This window comes from Paenibacillus sp. GP183 (assembly GCF_900104695.1).
Taxonomy (GTDB): domain Bacteria; phylum Bacillota; class Bacilli; order Paenibacillales; family NBRC-103111; genus Paenibacillus_AI.
In genome coordinates this window covers 1,765,385-1,787,683 of record NZ_FNSW01000001.1, presented here as the reverse complement: position 1 = coordinate 1,787,683, position 22,299 = coordinate 1,765,385, and the positions used below count along the sequence as shown (strand labels likewise).

The 22,299-nt window shown below is 44.7% G+C and carries 20 protein-coding genes; 15 read left to right on the top strand and 5 right to left on the bottom strand.

Going from position 1 to position 22,299, the window contains the following annotated elements:
• Nucleotides 1-15: 15 nt before the first annotated feature.
• A complete protein-coding gene (locus BLV33_RS08885; RefSeq protein WP_090790225.1) occupies nt 16-1,320 on the bottom strand; it encodes an MFS transporter in 1,305 nt (434 codons plus the stop codon).
• Nucleotides 1,321-1,450: 130 nt separating this feature from the next.
• Between BLV33_RS08885 and BLV33_RS08880 the strand changes: the two genes are divergently transcribed.
• On the top strand, nt 1,451-1,984 hold the full coding sequence (locus tag BLV33_RS08880) for a TlpA disulfide reductase family protein (protein WP_090790223.1): 534 nt from the start codon (nt 1,451-1,453) through the stop codon (nt 1,982-1,984).
• A 33-nt stretch (nt 1,985-2,017) separates the two neighbouring features.
• Here the strand turns inward: BLV33_RS08880 and BLV33_RS08875 are convergent, their stop codons facing one another.
• The 3 genes from BLV33_RS08875 to cimA form a co-directional block, all read right to left on the bottom strand.
• Nucleotides 2,018-2,599, bottom strand: coding sequence for a hypothetical protein (locus BLV33_RS08875; RefSeq protein WP_090790221.1), 582 nt, complete (start codon nt 2,597-2,599; stop codon nt 2,018-2,020).
• Nucleotides 2,580-3,683 carry an ogr/Delta-like zinc finger family protein gene (locus BLV33_RS08870; RefSeq protein WP_253187008.1) on the bottom strand — a complete coding sequence of 368 codons (1,104 nt, stop codon included), beginning with the start codon at nt 3,681-3,683 and terminating at the stop codon, nt 2,580-2,582. The genes BLV33_RS08875 and BLV33_RS08870 overlap by 20 nt, the downstream gene beginning before the upstream one ends.
• A 152-nt stretch (nt 3,684-3,835) precedes the next feature.
• Nucleotides 3,836-5,455: a citramalate synthase gene (gene cimA, locus BLV33_RS08865; RefSeq protein WP_090790219.1), complete on the bottom strand. Its 1,620-nt coding sequence runs from the start codon at nt 5,453-5,455 to the stop codon at nt 3,836-3,838.
• 178 nt (nt 5,456-5,633) lie between these two features.
• Here cimA and BLV33_RS08860 point away from each other — a divergent pair, with 178 nt between their 5' ends.
• From BLV33_RS08860 to BLV33_RS08805, 12 genes are all read left to right on the top strand, one after another.
• A complete protein-coding gene (locus BLV33_RS08860) occupies nt 5,634-6,938 on the top strand; it encodes a DNA polymerase IV (RefSeq protein WP_090790217.1) in 1,305 nt (434 codons plus the stop codon).
• A gap of 6 nt (nt 6,939-6,944) precedes the next feature.
• Nucleotides 6,945-7,439, top strand: coding sequence for a molybdopterin-guanine dinucleotide biosynthesis protein B (mobB, locus tag BLV33_RS08855; protein WP_171909069.1), 495 nt, complete (start codon nt 6,945-6,947; stop codon nt 7,437-7,439).
• An 81-nt stretch (nt 7,440-7,520) separates the two neighbouring features.
• Nucleotides 7,521-7,754 (top strand): ferredoxin, encoded by a 234-nt coding sequence (locus BLV33_RS08850; RefSeq protein WP_090790213.1) that lies wholly within the window; start codon nt 7,521-7,523, stop codon nt 7,752-7,754.
• Nucleotides 7,755-7,975: 221 nt separating this feature from the next.
• Entirely contained in the window at nt 7,976-9,781 is a 1,806-nt protein-coding gene (locus BLV33_RS08845) for a CHASE2 domain-containing protein (RefSeq protein ID WP_090790211.1), read from the top strand.
• A 251-nt stretch (nt 9,782-10,032) separates the two neighbouring features.
• Nucleotides 10,033-11,943 (top strand): FecR family protein, encoded by a 1,911-nt coding sequence (locus BLV33_RS08840; protein WP_090790209.1) that lies wholly within the window; start codon nt 10,033-10,035, stop codon nt 11,941-11,943.
• A gap of 118 nt (nt 11,944-12,061) precedes the next feature.
• Complete coding sequence (locus BLV33_RS08835) at nt 12,062-12,262, top strand: hypothetical protein (protein WP_090790207.1); 201 nt, start codon at nt 12,062-12,064, stop codon at nt 12,260-12,262.
• A complete protein-coding gene (locus BLV33_RS08830) occupies nt 12,249-13,226 on the top strand; it encodes a hypothetical protein (protein ID WP_139305713.1) in 978 nt (325 codons plus the stop codon). Before BLV33_RS08835 ends, BLV33_RS08830 begins: the two co-directional genes overlap by 14 nt.
• A gap of 32 nt (nt 13,227-13,258) precedes the next feature.
• A complete protein-coding gene (locus tag BLV33_RS08825; RefSeq protein WP_090790203.1) occupies nt 13,259-14,842 on the top strand; it encodes a stalk domain-containing protein in 1,584 nt (527 codons plus the stop codon).
• A gap of 197 nt (nt 14,843-15,039) precedes the next feature.
• A complete protein-coding gene (locus BLV33_RS08820; RefSeq protein ID WP_090790201.1) occupies nt 15,040-16,605 on the top strand; it encodes a L,D-transpeptidase family protein in 1,566 nt (521 codons plus the stop codon).
• 314 nt (nt 16,606-16,919) lie between these two features.
• Entirely contained in the window at nt 16,920-18,017 is a 1,098-nt protein-coding gene (locus BLV33_RS08815) for a quinone-dependent dihydroorotate dehydrogenase (RefSeq protein WP_090790199.1), read from the top strand.
• A 24-nt stretch (nt 18,018-18,041) separates the two neighbouring features.
• A complete protein-coding gene (locus tag BLV33_RS08810; protein ID WP_090790197.1) occupies nt 18,042-18,845 on the top strand; it encodes a GTP diphosphokinase in 804 nt (267 codons plus the stop codon).
• On the top strand, nt 18,838-19,272 hold the full coding sequence (locus tag BLV33_RS08805) for a DUF309 domain-containing protein (RefSeq protein WP_253187007.1): 435 nt from the start codon (nt 18,838-18,840) through the stop codon (nt 19,270-19,272). Before BLV33_RS08810 ends, BLV33_RS08805 begins: the two co-directional genes overlap by 8 nt.
• Here the strand turns inward: BLV33_RS08805 and BLV33_RS08800 are convergent, their stop codons facing one another.
• Entirely contained in the window at nt 19,273-19,782 is a 510-nt protein-coding gene (locus tag BLV33_RS08800) for a thioredoxin family protein (RefSeq protein ID WP_090790195.1), read from the bottom strand.
• Between the two features lie 139 nt (nt 19,783-19,921).
• Here BLV33_RS08800 and BLV33_RS08795 point away from each other — a divergent pair, with 139 nt between their 5' ends.
• Both BLV33_RS08795 and BLV33_RS08790 read left to right on the top strand, forming a co-directional pair.
• Nucleotides 19,922-21,430 carry an RsmF rRNA methyltransferase first C-terminal domain-containing protein gene (locus BLV33_RS08795; RefSeq protein ID WP_090790193.1) on the top strand — a complete coding sequence of 503 codons (1,509 nt, stop codon included), beginning with the start codon at nt 19,922-19,924 and terminating at the stop codon, nt 21,428-21,430.
• A gap of 4 nt (nt 21,431-21,434) precedes the next feature.
• A complete protein-coding gene (locus BLV33_RS08790) occupies nt 21,435-22,187 on the top strand; it encodes a pseudouridine synthase (RefSeq protein ID WP_090790191.1) in 753 nt (250 codons plus the stop codon).
• Nucleotides 22,188-22,299 lie beyond the last annotated feature (112 nt).

Sequence of the window (22,299 nt, the reverse complement as noted above, 5' to 3'; positions counted from 1 at the left end):
TGCCATGGATTTCAGCTATGCAATTTTCCCCTTTGGCTTAATTAGAAAAAAAACCAGCCCCAATGTGATAAAAGCAAGCGATGAGACGGTAATAAAGACGATTTGATTCGAAATTTTCATCATCCATTCAAAAATAGGAGGACCAAAGGCAACCCCAATAAAGCGCAGGCTGCTGTATATCGAGGTGATCATGCCGCGCTGTTCTCTTTCCACTGAACCGGTGATCATCGTATTTAAACAGGGGAGAAGAAGGCCGGTGCCAATTCCGCTTAAAGACAATAAACCAATGAAGATATATAAATTATTGAAAAAGAAAATGCTTAAAGCCAGGGAAACGGTCATGATGCCAAGACCTATATTCATTAACCAGCGCATCAAAGTGCCGTTCTTTTTGATAAGTGCGCCTGTGGTATAGGATGTGGCCACCATGCACAGTAATGGAATGGCAAGCACAAATCCCTTTTTGACTCCGTCAATATTATAAGGGGGTTTCTCGAGGGTATCGGATAAATAAAAGAGCACACCGAATAATATAAATAGCGCGAGGGATCCGGCGAAAAAGGAAGGAATCAACCACTTTCCCTTCTCTTTTAGGATGCTGCCAATTTGCTGAATATAGGCTCTGAGCTTTGGAGGTTCATTACTTTTCTTGGGCTCTTTTAGAATGAAAATTACAGCTAATAAAGATAAAAGACAAAAGACGGGAAAGGCAAAAAAAGGAGCAAACCAAACCCATAAAGCCAATAAGGAGCCCAGTATGGGGCTGACCACCTTCCCCGCGCCATTCGATGCTTCCGTCAGCCCTAATGCTTTGCTTTCGGTTGCACCCTTGTACAGGTCCCCTACGAGCGCCATAGCGATTGAAGCCGTTCCAGCCGCGCCAATACCTTGTATTGTACGGGCAATGACGACAATCGTATAAGATTTCCATATGGCCCCGAATCCAGCAAGAACTCCTGCCGCACCATAGACAATTAATGAAGGGATAATAACCGACTTTCTGGAGAATCGGTCAGACATATAGCCCGAGATCGGAATAATGAGACCAGCTGTAATGGAAAACAAGGTGATGACAAGGCTGCTTTGAAACCGGCTGATTCCAAGCTGGCTTTGCAGCTGCGGCAAAATCGGCACAAGCATGGAATTGCCCAAAACCAAAACCATGGGAATCGTTGCGATGGCAATGAACTCCCAAATATGCCCTTTTGCTTGGTCTGCCTTGCCCGAGGCTTTTTTTTGACCTTTTGGTTCCTTTGTGCCGGAGTCGGGAATGTCGCTTTCAAAACCGATCAGAAGCTTTTTTGATTTGGTTTTTTCCATGATAAGCTCCTTTGCGAACATGATGTAAGTTTACTTTTTCCTATGGGGAACGGAACCATACATTGTTCATAATCAAGATGTTGGAATTTATCCGGATTTGGAGATAATATAGAGGAAGGAGGCGGACAGGTTGAAACGAAGCATTCTGGTCTTAACTATTGCGATATTTCTTGTGGGTTTTACCGTTTATACAAATATAGAAAATAAACATAAAGAAACCATTCTACCGACAGAGCAAGCTCCCAAAGTAAATTATTTGGCTCCGTTTTTTACAGTAAAGGGCTTGGATGGGCTTGAATATAAAGTTGGCGGTGCGAGAGACAAGCCCTTGGTGATTAACTTTTGGGCGTCCTGGTGTGGTCCTTGTGCAGAGGAAGCTCCAGATTTGAACTATGTCTATAAGAAGTACGAGGGCAAATTTGATCTGTATGCCGTCAACGTGACTCAGAGCGACAAGCTCGCAGATGTGAAAAAATTTGCCAAAGATCAGGGCTATCCTTTTCCGGTGCTCCTCGATCCAGATGGCAAGACTGCCGAAACGTACAGATTTCTGTTCATTCCCACGAGCTATTTGATTGATAAAAACGGAGTGATTCAAGAGGTCATCAACGTCCTCCCTCGTGATGAACTTGATAAAAAGATCAAGCATTTAATTAATGGCTGAAGATAAATGCCTTTTTAAACTACGACGGCACAATCAACAAACTACCACTTGATCCCATTGATTCTCCAGTTGTTGCAGAAAATTGTGGGGATTGCGATTAAACCGTCTTCGTTGAACGCTTTCGGATAGTCGTTCGCTCCATTGTGCTTTGCGCATTGTATAGGTTTCATAGCTCACGGTTCGTAAACGGGCGACGACGTGCTTCTGACGAAGCGCATCATCAACAAGTACAATCATTTCTCCGTTACGTATGATGTAACTATTCCAATTCCGAAGACCTGTGATCCGACGATGGCAAGATTTCGTCCGCCGAAAAAATTGCTCCAGATCGTTGTTCGTTCGCGGGAGGTAATAGTGGTCGTAGCAGGTAAACAACCCTTTCCAGAACCCGCGAGAGTAGCGGATCACATTGTCGACCATGGGAGCATCGGTCTCGTCGGAATACGTCTGTTTGAGCCAGTTCAGCACATGAGTCATTTCCCATTCAGCCGTTTCGCTGGTCTTGTCTACTTCCGGCTCCAACGCCGCCGCTATATGTGAAATCGGCTTTGCCCAGCGACATACGGTTTCATAAAGGACCCCAAGTTCGTCTAGTTTACTGAAAATTCTGACCATACCCTGAAGAAGATGAGGCTCTTTTTTTAGTCAAGCATCGCTGTAGCGACGCCTGTATGGCCTGGGCTCGTTCATAGATCAGCATACCGGGCAAATCAAGTGGTGGTTCGCCATCTTCCAGGAGTAAAGCGCGCACTGCAGCGGCATAACCCTTTGCCACCTGGGCCTCCTTGTACGAGGGCGCTTCTGGTGCATCGCTCAATGCAAGGGGACTCGCTTTTGCGCTTGCCTGTGCTTCCGTGATTGCTTTTTTCTCGGCTTGCTCGATTTTTCGCTCTATATCCCGCAGGCCGCGCATGCTCTTTTTCAGTTCCATTTTGAGTTTGCGATCGGCATCCACAACAGGCTTTGCGATGTCTTTCAGATAATGGTATTGGCAGTACTGATACGGTACATCAGGCAAGAGCGATTCGAAAGCCTGCCGGATGGAAACCTGCCCGTCGCTGACAATCCCTACGATGGGATAACCCAGTTCAATAATCGGATCGATAAGTGTCCGTAATTCGGCGGCGGCTCCGCTCTTCATGTTCTGAGCCGCTAGAATCGTGCCGCTAAATACTTCTCGGATGACGTATAACATCTCGTTTCCTTTTTCGGGTTGGACGCCATCCATGGAAAGGATGATGCCGCCATTCTGTGCTGTGGTTTCCGCCAAGATTTGTTTGACGTAATCGTCAAGGCTTGCAGCTAGCAGTGTTTGATACCGTTCATATAAGGTTTGTGCGTATCTTTCACTCGTCACTATACCGCGCTCATTTAGCGTATCCGCAATCTCCTTGCAGGTGCGATGCTGTTTGAAGCGCAGTTCGCCGACGAGACAGAGCACATCGTAACTGTATGAGGAGTGCTTCATACTCAGCGCTTCCGCTTCAGCCGATTTGTACGTGACACCAGCGTGCGGACAGTCTATGTTGGGACAGGCATAAGCCATGCTCCAAGCGTGAATGACGCCGCTGAGTGTTGAAATTTTCTTGTTCCATGCAGTGTGGGAACGCTTTAATCTGATCCCGCAATGCGGGCAGTTTTTCATTTCGGGTCTGAAGTAAATTTTCGGCGCGGCGCCGAGGCGATTTTTCGAAAGCAAAAGGGTCAACTCCTAGAGAAATTGTTGTCCCTTATGTATTCGACAAAAGAAAGGAAAATCCTGTTTGTTAATTGTGCTATCGTAGTTTTAAAAAGCAAGAAGCTCCCCCGCAGTTCGTTAGAGGGGAGCTTCTTGCTTTGTTTCCGCAGTCATTAATGATTAACCAATCCGAGTCGCTCCTGGTGCTCATTGTTGAGTGGCGCAACATGTTTCCTGCCGATGAGCGCATAACGCAAGCTGTCGACCAGAGCATACCAGCTCGCCTCAATAATATTGCTGGAAACACCTAATGTACTCCATGTGGTGTTGAAATCCGTTGATTCCATTAACACACGGACTTTCCCTGCGGTAGCATCCTTTTCATCAAGCACACGGACCTTATAATCGGATAAATGAACGTTTTCAATATCCGGATAATGCTGGATCAGCGCTTTGCGAAGCGCATTGTCCAGGGCATTGACTGGACCATTTCCTTCGGCCGCGGTATAAATGGTTTGTCCATGTACACGGACCTTCACGATCGCTTCGGCAGACACGGATTGATTTGCCGTTTTTTCCATGATCATTTTAAACGACTCCAAGGTGAAAATCTCTTCCAAGCCCTCGAAAGCATCACGAAGCAGCAGTTCCAAAGAAGCGTCGGCTCCTTCAAATTGATATCCTTGGTGCTCTAGATTTTTGATGCGCTCTATGACTTCTTTGGTTTTCTGAGTTTCGTTGTTAAAATCCAGATGCATTTCCTGTGCCTTCACAAGTACATTGCTTTGTCCAGCTAATTCAGAGACAAGCACACGTTGTTTGTTACCTACTAGTTCCGGAACAATATGTTCATAGGTGCTGGCTGATTTCAAAATGGCTGAAACATGAATGCCGCCTTTGTGGGCAAATGCTGCGTTGCCGACATAAGGCTGATTGACGGGCATATGCATGTTGGCAATTTCACTCACATATCGGGAAACGAGCGTGAGCGACTTCAATTGTTCCTCACTAATGACATCATAGCTCAGCTTAATTTGCAGATTCGGAATGATCGAGCTCAGGTTTGCATTGCCGCAGCGCTCTCCATACCCGTTGATGGTACCTTGTACCTGTCTTGCCCCTGCCGACACAGCAGCAAGACTGTTAGCCACTCCCAGCTCACAATCATTGTGGGCATGGATGCCAAGAGGGGTCTGGATGTATTGCTGAATATCAGTCACGATCGCCGTGATTTCTCCAGGCAAGGATCCTCCGTTTGTATCGCACAAAGCAATCCAATCTGCTCCTGCATCCTGAGCTTTTTGGATAGTCTGCAATGCGTAAGCGGGATTATTTTTATACCCGTCAAAGAAATGCTCGGCATCGTAGATGACTTCCAAACCCTTGCTCTTTAAATAGCGGATGGAGTCGTAAATCATGGCCAGGTTTTCTTCCAATGTTGTCTGAATGGCAGTGTGAACATGGAAATCCCATGACTTGCCGAAGATGGTAGCCACCGTAACTCCGGATTCGATCAGACGATTCAAATTAATGTCATCCTCTGCCCGGGAATCCTTGCGTCTGGTGCTGCCGAATGCGGTAATCTTCGCATTGCGGAAGGTCATGCCGCGAACTCTATCGAAAAACTCAATATCCTTGCTGTTGCTTCCCGGCCAACCGCCTTCAATATAATGAACCCCAAGCTCGTCCAGCTTGCGGGCAATTTTGATTTTATCCTCGACTGATAAACTAATGCCTTCACCTTGTGTGCCGTCCCTGAGTGTGGTATCGAAGATTTTGACGGAATTTTCCATGTTTGTCCTCCTTCATTGCAATGAAAGCATCAAATTATAATTAGTGATTATATCATATTTGAAGAGCAGATAGTTGTTATTTTCAAAAAATGGGTGTATTGGCTGCCTTGATTTCAAGTTACTCAAATTGTATGCTTGAAGTGTCTTTTTATTCTGTTTCTCCTTGGGGACCTGAACAATGAAGCAGGAAAACGAGTTTTATCCCAAACAGGGCAAGGTTGTTCTGCATATTGATATGAACGCCTTTTATTGTTCCGTCCATGAGGCGGTAGAGCCTGGTCTATACAGCGGCAAGCCGATAGCCGTTGCAGGAAGCGTGGAGCTGCGCAGAGGGATTATCGTGACATCGTCCTATGCTGCAAGGGTAAAAGGTGTCAAAACCGGCATGCAAGTGAGGCAGGCGCTGCAGTTATGTCCGGATTTAATCCTCATTAAACCCGACTTTGATCTCTATCGCCAATTTTCCCGCCGTTTTATGCAAATCGTGTACAGCTATTCTCCATTAGTAGAATCCATGTCCATAGATGAATGTTTTGTAGATATTACAGGATCCAAACAGTTTGGATCTCCACTTGAAATTGCAAACTTGATTCAGCGCCGGATATATGAAGAAATATCTCTTCCCTGCTCGATAGGTATTGCTCCAAACAAACTGCTCGCCAAGATGGCATCCGATATGAAGAAGCCTAATGGGATTTTTGTATTGCGCCTGCGCGATGTTCCCTTTGTGCTGTGGGACAAGCCATGCGGCTATTTATATGGAATCGGCAAAAAGACTGCGGAAAAGCTGACGAAGCTGGGGATTAATACAATCGGGCAGCTGGCTCATACTGATGAAGAGAAGCTCACCAAGCATTTTGGGATAGTTGGCAGTTGGCTGAAGCAATCGGCGAATGGCCATGATGGTTCCTCTGTAAATCCGGAGCATGAACAAAGTAAATCCATTGGGCATACCACAACTCTTCCGTATGATTATAGGGAACAAGATGAAGTGAACCGTGTATTTCTCAATATATCCGACCAAGTGGCGAGGAGGCTTCGCAAGCAAAAGCTGGTTGCAGCTACCGTTCAAATTACGGTAAGAGATCCAGATATGAAAACGATAACTCGTTCGCAGACATTGCCGACTCCAACCGAGCATATGGATGAGATTTACCGGACCGCCTGTAAGCTGTTTGACCAGCATTGGGCTAAAGGCAAGCCGATTCGGCTATTGGGTGTGACACTGCAGAATTTAACAGCGAAGGAAGATTCAGCTATTCAGCTTGATTTGTTTGACTATGAGAAAGACCCTAAAAAAGACCGTTTGAACCAAATCATGGACTCGCTTCGCGATAAATATGGTGAAAATGCGATCCTTACCGCCGGGATGATGGGTGATGATCCCTCGACCATGCTGAGGAATCATAAAGCGAGAGGCACCTCTTTGCAGATGGATCATCTAAAGAACAACCCACTGGATGCAGAAGACAAGGAGCAGTGAATGCCAATGACCAAAGTAATTGGTTTTGCGGGATATTCGGGCAGCGGCAAGACAACCATCATTTCCAGTGTGCTGCATCTCCTTAAGATGAAGGATTATCAGGTTGCCGTTATTAAACATGACGCACATGGACACTATAAAGAAGAGACTGGTGCCGATTCCACATTGTTCATTCAAAAAGGCGCTGATTCTGTTATAACGGTTTCACCCGATGGACTTCACACCTTTGAAAAACAAGCCGATTTCAAAATTGAAAAGCTGATTGCTTCATTAGAGTCGATGGATTATATACTTATTGAAGGCTTCAAAATGGCTGGACATCCCAAGATCATTGTCTTTCGGACCGAAGGTCAACGCGACATCCTAGCTCATCTTGAAGAGCTTGAAGTGCAGCCGATCGCGATAGCCACCGATATGGACTTTTCACATAAGTCTATCCCTGTGCTGAATTTGAACAATCCGCAGTTAATTGTAGATTTTATTTTGGCCCTTAACCCCTAACCCCAAAATTTTTTGATTTGAACTTTACAATCATTTATATTATATTTTACATTGAGGGATATTTTTGAGGAGGAAAAGAAATTGGCTAAATATACTTATGTGGATAAAGACACCTGCATAGCTTGCGGTGCATGCGGCGCGACTGCTCCTGACATTTATGATTATGATGATGAAGGCTTGGCCGAAGTTATTTTTGACGGTGACGGCAACAAAGGGGTAACCGAAATCCCTGAAGACTTGTATGATGATCTTCAGGATGCTCAAGACGGCTGCCCTACGGACTCCATTAAAGTAGCAGACTCACCGTTTAGCTAAATAAAGATAAACAGTTAAGAGGCTGTCCTTTGGACGGTCTCTTTTTCATTTACAAAATTTACAAAGGCTTATTTAAATTATCTTCTTTAAAAGCTGGACCTATGATATTATGCTAATGTACCTAGGTTTTCGGACATTATTCGACAAACATGCAGGTATTTTACTCATACATATAAGCTTCAGATGTTTTTAAATAATGATAAGGGTGGGTCTTGTTTAGTATGAAGAAACTATCGGAAAAAACGATGACTTTGCTAGTAGGAAATATTTGCTTGGTGCTGCTATGTTCCCTTCTATTTCTCTCGGGGGCGCTTAGTACCATAAGCAATTCGCTTTTTGATTTTAATATGAAGAACGGGATGTCCCATGCACCTGCCGGGGATATTCTCCTGGTTACGATCGATACGGAATCCCTGCAAAAGCTGGGGCCCTACCCCTGGGATCGAAAACTGTACAGTGATCTTATTCAAAAGCTCGAGGACGGCGGAGCAAAAGCGATAGCTTTTGATATTGAATTATATACCCAGAGTAACAATCCGGCCAGTGATGCTTTAGTTTCGGCGATTTCAAAAAAATACAACAACATAATTTTTCCTTCCCATGCAGATTTGGAGGGGACCATAAGTCGCTCAACCATTGTTCAGAAAGGCAAGCTCATACATACAGATAAAATAGTTACCCCTTTAGCTGACTTCAAAACTGTACCGGCACACATCAACGCAGTATTTGATCCGGATGGTGTGATTCGAAGAACATGGCTGCAAATCGACACTCCGCAAGGCGTTTATTCATCCTTTGCCTTGAAGCTGGCTGAAATGGCAGGTGCGGATATTAAGCCTTTTCTCAATGCTCAGCCCACGGGGGACAGGCCCAAAACTGAAACGCTGATCAAATATGACGCGGTACAAAAGGATTTTGAGAATGTTTCCTATCATAAGGTCCTTGAAGGCACCGTTCCTTCAAAAATATTTAAAGATCGGATTGTGTTAGTTGGGTATACAGCCCCAGGATCGGACCAGGGTATCACTCCAATTGAAAATCACATGAATCTGGTTTATGCCCATGCCAATATTTTAAATCAGATCCTGGCAGGTGAACTCATTACCTTTACTTCCGATATGTGGCTGTTCTTGATCATGATCTTGCTGGCCCTTATAGCAGGATACTTTACTTGGCGGCTTAAGTCTTCTATATGGAGTGTTGTATTGGTCTTCTTGATAGTCATCGTTCTTCTTGTAGCCCAATATTACTTATATGTGAACAATACCCTTATTTTTGATGCGACTTATCCTTTGACGGCTGTTATTCTTGCTTACTTGGTGAATATCGCGATCAAGACTTATTTTGAGACGAAGAATAAAAACTTTATCACCAAGCAGTTCGGAAGATACATCTCTCCAGAGCTTGTTAAAGAGATCGCAAGCAACGACCGGGAAATTGAGCTGGGCGGGATCAACAAGGAGCTCTCCATTCTGTTCCTGGATATTCGCGGATTCACAACCTTGTCGGAAAAATTACAGCCCGCAGAAGTCGTAGATTTCTTAAATACGATGTTCAACTTGATCACTGAAAAAGCTTTGGAGAACCATGGAACTATTGATAAATTTATCGGTGACGCTGCCATGATTCTGTTCAATGCTCCACTTGATGTACCCAATCATGAATACTACGCGGTTAAAACTGCCTATGATATTCAGCGCGGCATGGAAGATGTAAGAAATAGAATCAAAGAAAAATATAATGTGGTTGTCAGTGTCGGTATTGGGATCAATACGGGGGAAGTAGTTGTAGGAAACATTGGTTCCTACCTTCGTGTGGACTATACAGCTATCGGAGATAATGTGAACATTGCGGCGAGAATTGAGTCGAATACGACAGCTCACCAAATTCTTGTATCGGAATCTACTTATGATCGGACCAAGGAACACTTTGAGTACAATTTTGCCGGTGAAAAAATGATGAAGGGCAAGACGGTTGCACTCAAATTATTCGAGGTCACCGAGCTGAAAAGCCCTCTTTCCAATTAATAACTTAGATTTGTAATATAGATTACAAAACTCAATGAATGAGGGGATAAATGGGAAAAAATATGATGCATTTTGTAGAAAAATGTATATATTTATTGCCATTTCTTGCTATAAATCTTACAATGAATCTAGTGTTATAACATACGATAATCTAAATTGCCAAGCAACAAGATTTCAGTAGTTATACATATATAAATGCTCGATTTTGACTCTGCGAAGCATGAGGAAAAGGAACAAGAGGAGGAGTTTTTGTGGATTTTGCATTACTAAACAATCGTTTCAAGATGAGACCATTTGTAGCTGTGCTGCTTATTTTCTCATTAGTTTTCAGTATGTTATCCCTCGTTTTGGTTAAGCAGGCAGAAGCCAAGACATCCCGTTTGGCGGTTATTGCATCCCTCAGTGGAGATGTCACTGTCAAAAAGGGCGGAGGATCCAAATCCTATGATGCTTATGAAGGTATGAGCTTAAATCAAGGGGATACCTTGTTTACAGGTTCAGGAGCATCGGTAATCTTAAATGTCAGTAATGGAGATTCCGAAATCACGCTTGGCGAGGCTTCGGAATTTAATATCTCAGACTTGGCTAACAGCGGAAGCGGCAAAAAGTCAAAGCTCAAAATGTGGGCAGGCTCCATGTGGGTAAAGGTAAAGTCTCTGGCAGGCTCCAATGACCAGTTTGAGGTGGAAACTCCCACTGCTGTCATGGGTGTTCGCGGAACGCAATTTTTCGTCGGTGTAGATCCGGAATCAGGCAAAAGCAAGCTTGCAGTAGGTGCTGGTGTTGTCGCAGCAACGGTATCCACTTCCCCGGGAGCGCAAGGCACGAAAACAGCGAGTACCTTCGGTATAGCTCCACCGCCGCCCGAAGAACAAAAAACAGAAGCAATAGTATACCCGACTCAGCAGCTGACGGTAGATTCCCGTGAAGAAAGCAAAAACCTGGCAATCAAGATTGAGCCTCTGGATATTGGGGCCATCGTGAAATCTGCTTCGGCTAATGTCATTAAAGCTATTATTCAAAATAAAGCATCCATCGATAAAGAAAATGCGGAGTTTATCGATCGCAAAAAGCAAGAAATCGCTAGCGGAACAAGCGCTGCCGGTGTTAACAGTACATTTGTTATCAAGAACATCGAAGAACTTAATAAAGTTGTTATAAATTTGAACAACTTGATAGGTAACATTGCCAAAAGCGCGCTAGATACCAATAAAGTGGATAAAGCCTCCATGGATAAATTAATCGAATTGGCCAACAAAGACATCGTGGATCCGAATCAGAAGCTTGATCTGAACAATGTTAAGCCATTCGATAAAACCGCGGGTGTTGATCCAGAAGCGGAAAAGCTAAGAATTGAGCTGCAGCAAAAACTGGAAGCTGATAAAGCTCTTAAGCTGCAAGAAGAGAAAAAGAAGCAAGATGAGCTTAAGAAAGCCTTGGATGAAGTTTTGAAAGCTCTAGAAAACACCAAAAAGGCTTTGGAAGAAGCTAATCTGAAGGCTAGAGCAGCAGAAAAGGCTAAGGCCGAGGCTGAGTTATTGAAGAATTTGAGTGATGCAGAAAAAGCTAAATTTAAAGATAATCAATTGAATAGTACGAAGGCGCCTACTCCTACTCCTGCGCCTACTCTGACACCAACACCATCAACAATACCAGATTCAAATCCGGATCCTGTTGTGACGCCGAAGGTTATTATTGCACCAGAACAAGTTGGTAATAAAGTTAAATATTTAATATCTCTAAAAGATTTTGTCGGTTTATATGGTGCTGAAATTCATTTGGTATATGATAAGAACATCTCATTTGATAATAATGTTCATTTTCCGAGTAATTCTGTTTTCAAACCGGATCTTGTAATGTCTACATCATCACCAGCGCCAACATCAACACAGAATGATCATGGTGTATATAACGTTAGAGAAGTCTTAGGCAGTACCCAAAATGAATTAGTTTTTGTTGTAACCAAGTACGGGAAAGATACACTGCCTGTATCTGTTGATAGTTCAGGACAACCTTTGATTGATATAGATTTTCTGGTGAGTGGACCAGGTAAAATATCTATACCAAAAGGTGGAATTATCTTGGTAAATAAATCAGGTAATTCTATTACTCCAATAATCCAAGAATCAGCCATTTTTGATGTCAAAACACCACAGCAATAAAATAACAACTTCACCATCACCAGCACCATCAGCATAAGCGGTAAAGCCATAGTGACGCCAACACTATCAGTTTAACCATTTCAAAATCATCCATTCTATTTAATAAAAGGTGAACCACATGCAAAAGCTATCAATTATATTAATCATGGCGCTGATCTTAGGGCTTGTCCCTTTGATCAGCAGTCCATCAACAGTCCGAGCAGAAGAGTCCTCTCCCACGCCTGCAGTGACCATTGCAGTTTATACCGTTTCAGGAAGTGTCTACAAACCAGTTACAATTAACAATATTGAAAAAAGTTTCAATTTTGATAATTATTGAAATAAGGGTGGAGGTTACAGGTGACCTTCATAATTATTATGTAGAACTAACTCAAAAAGGGGTAAACGTCGAAGCTACAGAAATTTCATTAGAAAAATTGGTTTTTACGAAAATTTATCTTAATCCTAGTAATTTAGATGAAGCCTTTCTTCTAAATATCGCAAATTATTATTTAGATGAGCAGGCAGTCTATTACATTGGAAATATTCCTTCCAATGTAGGAATTGCAAAGATTCAGCTAATTAATTCTCCCCTTAATCTCAATGGGTACAAATTGAAGAATGAATTAGGAGCAAAAAACTTATCAGGCGCTACCAGAATAGATACAAATTATGGTAGTTTAGTAGAATTCTATCTGATACCTAATACAACTGTAAGCGGTAGTGTTTATATTGAACCATATTATTATTATAAAAAATTATCCAAGTATGCAGTGACTTCTAGTCTGGTCTCAGTGACGATACCTAGTACAACAATTATGCAGGGCCATATCAATACAATAAATATTTATACAGCTAGGAAAGTAACACTTAATCTTAATAAACCAATTCCAGATGGTCAAAAAGTCTTTTATTTTAATTTAGATTACTTTGGTTTTGGTCGTTATTCAACTAGTCCTCTTGAAAAGATGTCAATGCCTTATACTCCACCAGAATATGGAGTTGTGTCAGGGAATAGTGTTACTATTAACGATTTGGATTTAGGGGATTATTGGTTTTTTCCGGATATTTACAAAAAACCCGTTGATAAATCTTCTTTCACTTTTGGTTCTAGAGTGGATGTTAAACCTTCAGTGAAACGTGAGTTTCAGATTAACACAAATGTTGTAATAAAGGACCCCGCAACAAAGTTAGATATACGTGACTTAGTTACGTTTACAAGTCAGACGAATGGAAGTTATTTTGAAAGATATCTAACTTCAATGATGCTAGGATCCATTCAAGACATATTTATTGCTCATTGATATGGATTAACAATTAATTAAAGGAGAGACCTATGATACCAATCAATAAAGTTCTACTATCTTCACTCATAGCAGCAACGCTTCTAGGTGGATCCTCAGTATCAGCGGCCGGATTATCAGCTGATGCGCTGTTCACAAGTAATGGCCAAATTATGGCTGATGTGTCCACGCTTGCTGGTACTGGAGATTTCAAGGATGTAAATGGCGCTGCCTTAAGTTCTGCTTTTCGCTCACCTTCGGGAGTTTTGACCTTGTCAGATGGATCTTTACTTGTCGCAGATTCACGCGATCATCTGGTTCGGAAAGTCTCGGCTGGTCAGGTGACAACGTATGCCGGTCCCGATTTGGCGGTCAACTTGAATGCCCAAGGTTTTCCCATCGGTGGCCTCTTGAATGGAAAAGCTTCGGAAGCGTTCTTTAATGAACCAGTAGGACTTGCGGTTGATGCTCAGGGCAATGTTTATGCAGCCGATTCAAGCAATCATGCAGTGCGTAAAATTAATGCTTCTGGACAAGTTACTACTCTAGCGGGTAACGGGGTAGTTGGCAACATTGATGGTTCAGGCGGCGATGCGCGCTTTAATCATCCCACAGATGTGGCCGCTGCAGCGGACGGTACTGTTTATGTAGCAGATACTTTGAACCATGTCATCCGTAAAATTACAGCTGCAGGTATTGTTACTACTTTAAACGCAGGTTCTGATCGCGGGATAGAAGTTAGACCGGGTGAAGCCGCCATTGCAGGAGATTTCAAGGACGGCAATTTGAAGGATGCCAAGTTTAACGAGCCATCAGGCCTTACATTAGATGCTAAAGGGAATCTTTATGTGAGTGACACAGGCAATCAACGCATTCGTTACATTGATCTTAGCGCAGGTGTAGTTTCCACAGTTGCTGGATCAGGGGTAACCGAGAAGGGTGCATTGTATGCGGCTGGGAATTTTGCAGATGGAGATGCTTTAAAAGCTTCCTTCGATTTCCCTAAGGGAATCACTGTAACCTCCGAGGGAGGCTTGCTGATTGCAGATTCTTTGAATCATTCCGTTCGTTATTTATTGAATGGTAAAGTGTCCACCATTGCAGGCAATACAGTTACAGGTGAAACTAATGGCATAGAATCAAAAGCTACTCTTTACAATCCTACGGATGTAGCTGTTGCGAAAGACGGAAGTATTATTGTTGCTGACGTTTATAACAACAAAATCCGTAAGATCACTCCTTATAAGCTGCCTGCAGCTTTGCCGAAGGATAACAATATCAAAGTTGTATATGCTGACCAGGTTATCAGCTTTGAAGCCCAACCTGAGTTCACGAATGAGCGTACAATGGTTCCGGTAAGAGCGATTAGTGAAGCACTTGGATACACAGTGAAATATACGGAGCTGGCTGGCCTGAAAACGATACAACTCATTAATGGAAATATCACCATTGAGCTGTACATCGGTAAAACAGGGATCAAACGCGTGGAGAAAGGCAAGGCAGATATTGCCATGAATACAGATGTTTCACCATATGTAAAATCAGATCTGACTTATGTGCCGGTTCGATTCTTTGCGGAACAAGTTGGTTTGGATGTTCAGTGGGATCAAACAACCCAAACGGCGATTATTCGTTAATCCAGCCTATTGCATCACTTCTTTCATCAATCAGGAAGCACCTGAACGGCAATATGCCGTGCAGGTGTTTTTTTTGCGGAAACGGGTAAATATAGGGAATTTTTCTCAATAATTCTCTCGAGTTTGCCGATAAAAAACAGAGGAAGTACACAGCAACAGTGTTATTAAGGAAGCCTTTAAGATGAGGAGGAGCTCCATTGAACGATAAAAAAAATCAAGAGCAGGTGGAGCGTTTTTTTCAGCACAATCCTTTTGAGGATCCTCTTTATCTAAAAAAATATGTGAAAGATCATCCCGATCATAAAATGGCTTGGTATTTGCTGGGCCGAGAATATGCTGCGAATGGAAAACAAGCTAAAGCTGCCTATTGTTTTGCAGAAGCCGGTGAAATTTATGAGGCTTTTGAAAGGCAGAAGGCGGTGGTCGAAAAGGAAGATTTGGATAAAATTTTGCAGGTGAAACCATCATCGGATCATAAAAACAGGAACAAAAAAACAGCCAGATGGAAATGGGGAGTTCTTGCAGCCTTTTTGCTGTTTGCTTATATCCCGACTTCGGTGGATAATGTTAGTAATAAGCCCAATGCTTCCGACTTTGCAGCTGCAACAGCAACAGTGCCTTCGGAAGTGAAAATCGAAGCAATCGCAGTAAAAGAAGCCGTGAGTCCATTACCTCTTCAAAGTGGAACTAGAATTTATTATGGGCGAGGCAATTTGAATCAGGACTTGGCCCAAATGATTGTTCCAAACAATAGCTTATGGACAAGCTCTCTCTTGGTCGAAGGCCATACAACACCAGATGGTAAATGGATAGAGTGGTATACATCACTGCGAATTTTGCTTGGTGTGGAGCGCAGTGATACCAATAAAGGACAATCCCAGGTTCAATACTATGACCCCAAAACATGTCATTGCGAGCCGGCAGATAATAGCAAGGTGGCTGTCATCGTTGAAAATTGGAGGCAAGAGCGAGAAGAAGCGGTTGTGCTGAGCTCAGCGATGGACGCCTTCCAACAAAAAACGGGAACACTACCAGAGAGAGCAGAGCAGCTGCGTGAACCATACCCCCAGAATTTGCTGCCTGGTTTGACCCCACAGATGGAAGCCATGTTTCCGAAAATGCTGATAGAGAAAAAGGAAGGACTTCCAGGAAAGGATTCTCAATCGGGAGCTTCCACCATGCCGGATACAGCTTCTAATCCTGCAGGAGCACAAAAGCAGAATCCCGGTCAACAGGAGGCTATTGCAAGCAGTCCAGGCGAAGCGGGAGCATCTCTCTCATCCCCATTACAAGAGCCTCTTTCGATTCTCGTGGATAAAGATAAGCATCGTTTAGTGCTAGTCAGCGGCAACTTTGTGATTCGCAACTATCCGGTTGGCTTGGGTGGTACAAAGACACCCGAGGGAGATTTTGTGATCACGGAAAAAGTGCGAAATCCTAATGGCAAATCGAATGGGGATTTTGGAAGCCGGGGGATGACTTTATCTGATACGCTCTATGCGATTCATGGCACAAACAAACCTGCGAGCATCGGTAAGGACGAATCGCTGGGCTGTATTCGGATGCTGCAAGCAGACATTGAAGAGCTGTATGATATGGTACCTCAGCAGACCAAGGTGAAAATAGGAAAAGGCATTATACCTGACTCTGGCGACGGAAAACCAGGTGAAGGGAATGGAACCGGCAAGCCGGCTACGCCTTTTAAAGCTCCGCTGCAGACGGAAGACAGCAATCCAAAGAAAACTTACAAATGGTTGGATTAACCGCTATCTATTCAAGATGAGCAGGGTGGCCATAAGCAAGATAACTCCCAATATAATAGCGCCTGTCCAGATCAGAGCCTTTTTATTTACCTCTTCCTTACCTTTGTGTTGCATATAAGCAGGTTTCTTTTTAGGCACGTTATTCACCTTTTCTATGTATAGTAGAGTACTATTTTCATCTTATCATATTTGCTGTCAAGGTATGTATAAATTTATAGAGCGCTTTCAAACTGTGGCACATCTCGTGATTGCATATTTTCACGGACTCGGATAAACTGACTCTTAGAGTCATTTAGAGAACGGAGTGCATGAGAATGCTGTACAAAAAGCTGGGTAAGCCGATACTATTTTCCATGGATCCGGAAAAGGCGCATCATCTTACTATTAACGGCCTTCATATGGCTGTAGCTTTACCAGGGGGCAAAAAACTGCTGAACTCGCTTTACGGAGTACCTTATTCACCTGCTTTGGCACAGACACTTTGGGGGATTGAATTTGCCAATCCAATTGGACTTGCAGCGGGTCTGGATAAGAATGCTTATGCAGTTGAGGGTTTCTCACAGCTTGGTTTTGGCTTTATGGAGGTTGGAACGATTACACCTAAGCCGCAGCAGGGTAATGAGCAGCCTAGGCTTTTTCGCCTTCCTGAGGATGGGGCTTTAATCAATCGAATGGGCTTTAATAATATAGGTATTGAAGCGATGGCACAAAACTTGCGAAGAATGAAACGCCGGGACATCCCCATCGCGATCAACATTGGGAAAAATAAAACGACTCCGAATGAATCTGCAGAGGACGATTACCGCAATTGTCTTCGCGGGCTTTACGAATTGGGTGATTTCTTTGTCGTGAATATCAGTTCACCAAATACGCCGGATTTGCGTAATCTGCAGCATGGGAATGATTTAAACAGGCTTCTGGATGCCGTCAAGGATGAGATGGAGCAACAGAAGGAAAAGCATCGACATTCAGGTAAACCGGTGTTGGTCAAGATTGCCCCCGACCTTACGGATGACGAACTGGAACAGACGGTTCGCTCGATCATGGACAGCGGTGTTTCCGGGATCATTGCGACCAATACGACCTTAGGCAGGGAAGGGCTGCAGCATCCGAATAAAGAACAAACAGGCGGGCTTAGCGGCAAACCGTTAACCCGGCGTTCGACAGAAGTCATCAGGCGTGTGTATCAATTAACGGAAGGGAAGCTGCCGATCATAGGATCAGGCGGCATTTTCTCGGCACAGGATGCGTATGACAAATTGCGAGCGGGAGCGAGTCTGATTGAGGTCTACTCTGCGCTAATTTATGAGGGTCCGGAGCTGCTTGGCAGACTGAGTCAAGGGCTGAAGACATTATTGAAAAAGGATGGATTTACCCATATATCGGAAGCAATTGGAGCCGATCATCGGTGATTGGGTTGAAATGGAGGAAGTCAGATGGATGGACGCGATTGGAAAAAGTTTCTCCTTCCCTATGAGCAGACCATAGAGGAATTGAAGGTGAAGTTCAAAACGCTGCGAGGTGAGCTGAAAAGCCGCGAAGAATATTCACCCATAGAATTCGTAACAGGCCGGGTAAAGAAAATCTCAAGCATACTGGACAAAGCTAAGAGACTGAATGTTCCTGTTGACCAACTGGAAACCGGGATCGAAGACATAGCGGGTATCCGAATCATGTGCCAGTTTGTCGAGGATATTCAGTGGCTGGCTGAATTGATACATGCCAGACAGGATATGAAAGTCGTCTATGAAAAGGACTATATCGAAAACAAAAAAGAAAGCGGCTATCGCAGCTATCACTTGATTATCGAGTATCCTGTGCAAACGGCACTTGGCATGAAGCATGTTCTCGCCGAGATCCAGATCCGTACATTGGCTATGAATTTCTGGGCAACGATCGAGCATTCTTTGAACTATAAATATAAGGAAACCTTACCCGATGAAGTGAGGACGAGGCTCAGTAAAGCGGCTGAAGCTGCTTATTTATTGGATCAGGAAATGTCCAGTATCCGTGATGAGATTATGGAAGCTCAAAAGCTGTTTGAGGATAACTCCAATCTAGTAAACAAAGTGCTCAATTACATTCAGGAGCTTTATTTTTTCCATCGTTTCCGGGAAGCGGCACAGTTCCAGCTGCGCTTTAATGAGATTTGGGAAAAGGACGACGTAAGGGCGTTGACTGAACTCATCCAAGATCTTGAAACGGCGATTGTGAGAGCCAAAAAAGGGGAACATGCTTAAGCCTATGCTTACTTATGACCGTTTATATGTGGAGTTTCTGTATTATTTTAACGAAGCCCGAGATTACTTTGAATGCCATGAAGTGATGGAAGAGCTTTGGATGGAGGAAGGGCGAAATCATTTATATCAAGGTCTGCTGCAGGTTGCAGTAGGCCTTTATCATCATTTTAACGGCAATGTGAGCGGTTCGATCAAGCTTTTTACAGCGGCGCTGGATAAGCTGTCGCATTATCCCCCTGAAGCTCTGGGGATTGATCTGGCGAAGCTGGTTCAGGACAGTCGTCTGTACGTGGAGCAGCTAAGCCAATTTGAGCAAAGTCCGTTCGAGCCTTATGATCTCCATATTGTGATTCAAGACGAACAACTTGTACATTTGGTGGAGCAATTGAAGCTGAACCCGCCCGCAGCCCATGATAAGGAATCGTAGTTAACTTTTATATTTTTGAAAAAATTGCTTGAACAACTCGGGTTTATTGCCAGCTCCGCCTGCCGTCTCGGGAATCCCGCCAGTGAGGCGATCAGCCTCTACACCATTTTTGTAGTAGATTAGAGTCGGTGTTGCCTGGATGTTATATTTCTGCCATCCTTCATTATATTCCAAGAGATTTAACTGCTTTACATCGACACCGACTTCTTTTTGAATGGGAACAATGACCGGAGTCGTTACTTTGCAGTGCGGGCAATCCGATTTAAAATAGTAGACGAAAAAGCTTAGCTTTTTTGCAAGCTTTTGATCAAGCTCCTTGGGGAGAATAACGTTTTGGTAATTGGGATCGCTTAAAAGCGGTATGGTGGCCGGATTCAGTTTGGAGGCAGGAACGCCGTATGGATTCGCTGCGTACTTCTGATCGTCGGTTTTTTTGGACTGATTGTTCATTACATATATGGCACCAAATAAAACAACGACTATGGATAAATAAACGAGCAGCTTCTTCATATTTCACCTCGTTTTATATTGTGTTCATTTCTTCTAGGAAATGATGCGCAAATCCTGCCTTGCATCTTAAAAAGATTGGCTGTTTGATAACAAGTCGGCTATAATACCGATAGCTAGCGAGAAAACCGGAAAAGGAAAGATGAACTTGAGCACCAGTAAGCTGCCTGCGGTATTTGTTGAAAAAATGAAGGAATTACTGGGCAGCGAATATGCAGCTTTTGCTGAAAGCTACGAGCAGCCAAGAGCCTATGGCCTAAGAGTGAATACGCTCAAGTTAAGTGGAGATGCTTTTTTTGAAAAGTCACCTTTAACGCTTAGCAAGGTCTCATGGTCGAATGAAGGCTATTATTATGAAGAGGGGGAGCGTCCGGGAAAGCATCCTTATTATCATGCTGGCCTTTATTATATCCAAGAACCCAGCGCGATGGCGCCTGTCGAACTTCTGGATGTGAAACCCGGGGATCGGGTGCTCGATCTATGTGCCGCTCCTGGAGGAAAATCTACACAAATCGCTGCAAAGCTTCAAGGTACGGGCATGTTGGCTGTGAATGACATCCACTCGGACAGGGTCAAGGCACTCGTCAAAAATCTTGAGCTCTTCGGTATCCGTAATTCAGTTGTCCTGAATGAAAAGCCAGAACGATTGATGAAGCCTTTTGCTGCCTATTTCGATAAAATTCTGATTGATGCCCCCTGCTCGGGTGAAGGGATGTTTCGCAAGGAAGACGATATGATCTCGCAGTGGAAGCCGGCAGCTGTCCTAGAATATTCAAGGATGCAGCGCGAACTGCTTGAACAAGCGGCCAGCATGCTGGCTCCGGGCGGCACGATGGTTTATTCGACGTGTACGTTCTCGCCGGAGGAGAATGAAGTGCATATCGCCGCGTTTTTGGATGAACACGTCGATTTTGATGTTGTGGACGTCCGAGGCTATGCGGACTTTAGCCCGGGGCGCCCGGACTGGCTGAGGGCGCCTTGGGGCGATGGCGCTTACTCGGCGCGCGCCATCGCAGCTGTCGCCGGCACGGCGCGGCTGTGGCCCCATCGCCTGAAGGGCGAGGGCCACTTTGCCGCCGTGCTGCGGCGGCAGGGTTTCGCCGCGACGGAGAACGCGGCGGTTGGGGCTGCGCTCAGCGGGCGCGAAGGCGCACCGTTGCGGAAGGGTTGGACCCGCGCGGCGGTGCCTAGCGCGGGCGTGAGCCTGGAGCCGCTGCAGGCGTTCGGGCGCGAGCTGCTGCGCAGCGGCGTGGTGCCCGAAGCCGCCGGGCGGCTCGTTTGCTTCGGCGAGCACGCGTATGCGGCGCCGGAGGGGCTGCCCGAGCTGAGCGGCGTGAAGATCGTGCGGCCCGGGTGGTACCTGGGCGCGCTGCACCGCGGCCGCTTTGAGCCTTCACACGCGCTGGCGATGGGCCTCCGGATGGAGGACGCGCGGCGCGTGGTGAACTTGGCTGTGACGGATGCGCGCGTCATCCGTTATTTGAAGGGCGAGACGCTGGAGGTCTCGCCCGAGGAAGTTAGGCGCGATGAACCTGGGATCGCGTTGAAGGGGTACTGCCTCGTGTGCGTCGACGGGTTTTCCGTCGGCTGGGGCAAATGGCACGAGGGCATGCTCAAAAACGAGTACCCGCCTGGTTGGAGGTGGACCTGAATCAATGAAAACCACGCAGCGTCTCGATAAAATTCTGGCGCACATGGGCTACGGAACTCGTTCCGAGCTGAGACGGCTCACCAAAGCCGGCGTTATTTTGGTAAACGGTCAAAAGGTCAAGGACAGCGGCATCCAAGTAGATCCGAATAAAGATCAAATAACCGTGGACGGCGACACCGTTCATTATCGGGAATTTGTCTACTTGATGATGAACAAGCCACAGGGAGTAGTTTCAGCTACGGAAGATAACCGGGATCGAACGGTTGTTGATCTTTTGGACCCAATCTATCAGCCTTTTGATGTATTCCCGGTGGGTCGCTTGGATAAGGATACAGAGGGACTTTTGTTGCTGACGAATGATGGCAAGCTGGCACATAACCTGCTGTCACCGCGCAAGCATGTTCCCAAAACCTATTTCGCCAAGGTAGAATGGGAAGTGGGCGAATCTGTGATTGAAGCCTTTAAGCAAGGGGTTACATTGGAAGATGGATATGTGACTCTGCCAGCCAAGCTTGTCGTGATGGAGGCAGGGAATGCTTCTGAGGGTAAGCTGTCCGTAATCGAGTTGACCATAATGGAAGGAAAATTTCATCAGGTAAAAAGAATGCTGCAAGCGGTTGGGCAGCAAGTTGTTTATTTGAAGCGAATATCAATGGGACCTCTCCAGCTTGATCCAGCTCTGGCCCTTGGTGCGGTTAGAGAATTGACCGAGACTGAGTTGAATTCCCTGCAAAATTTCATGATAGATATTGAATAATTTGCTAGTTTATGTTAATTTATAAAAGAAAAGCAAGCATTGTGCGGAAGAACCGCCCTGTATCGTTGTCAAAAGCGATATAAGGGCGGTTTTTTAATGGTAAAAATGACCA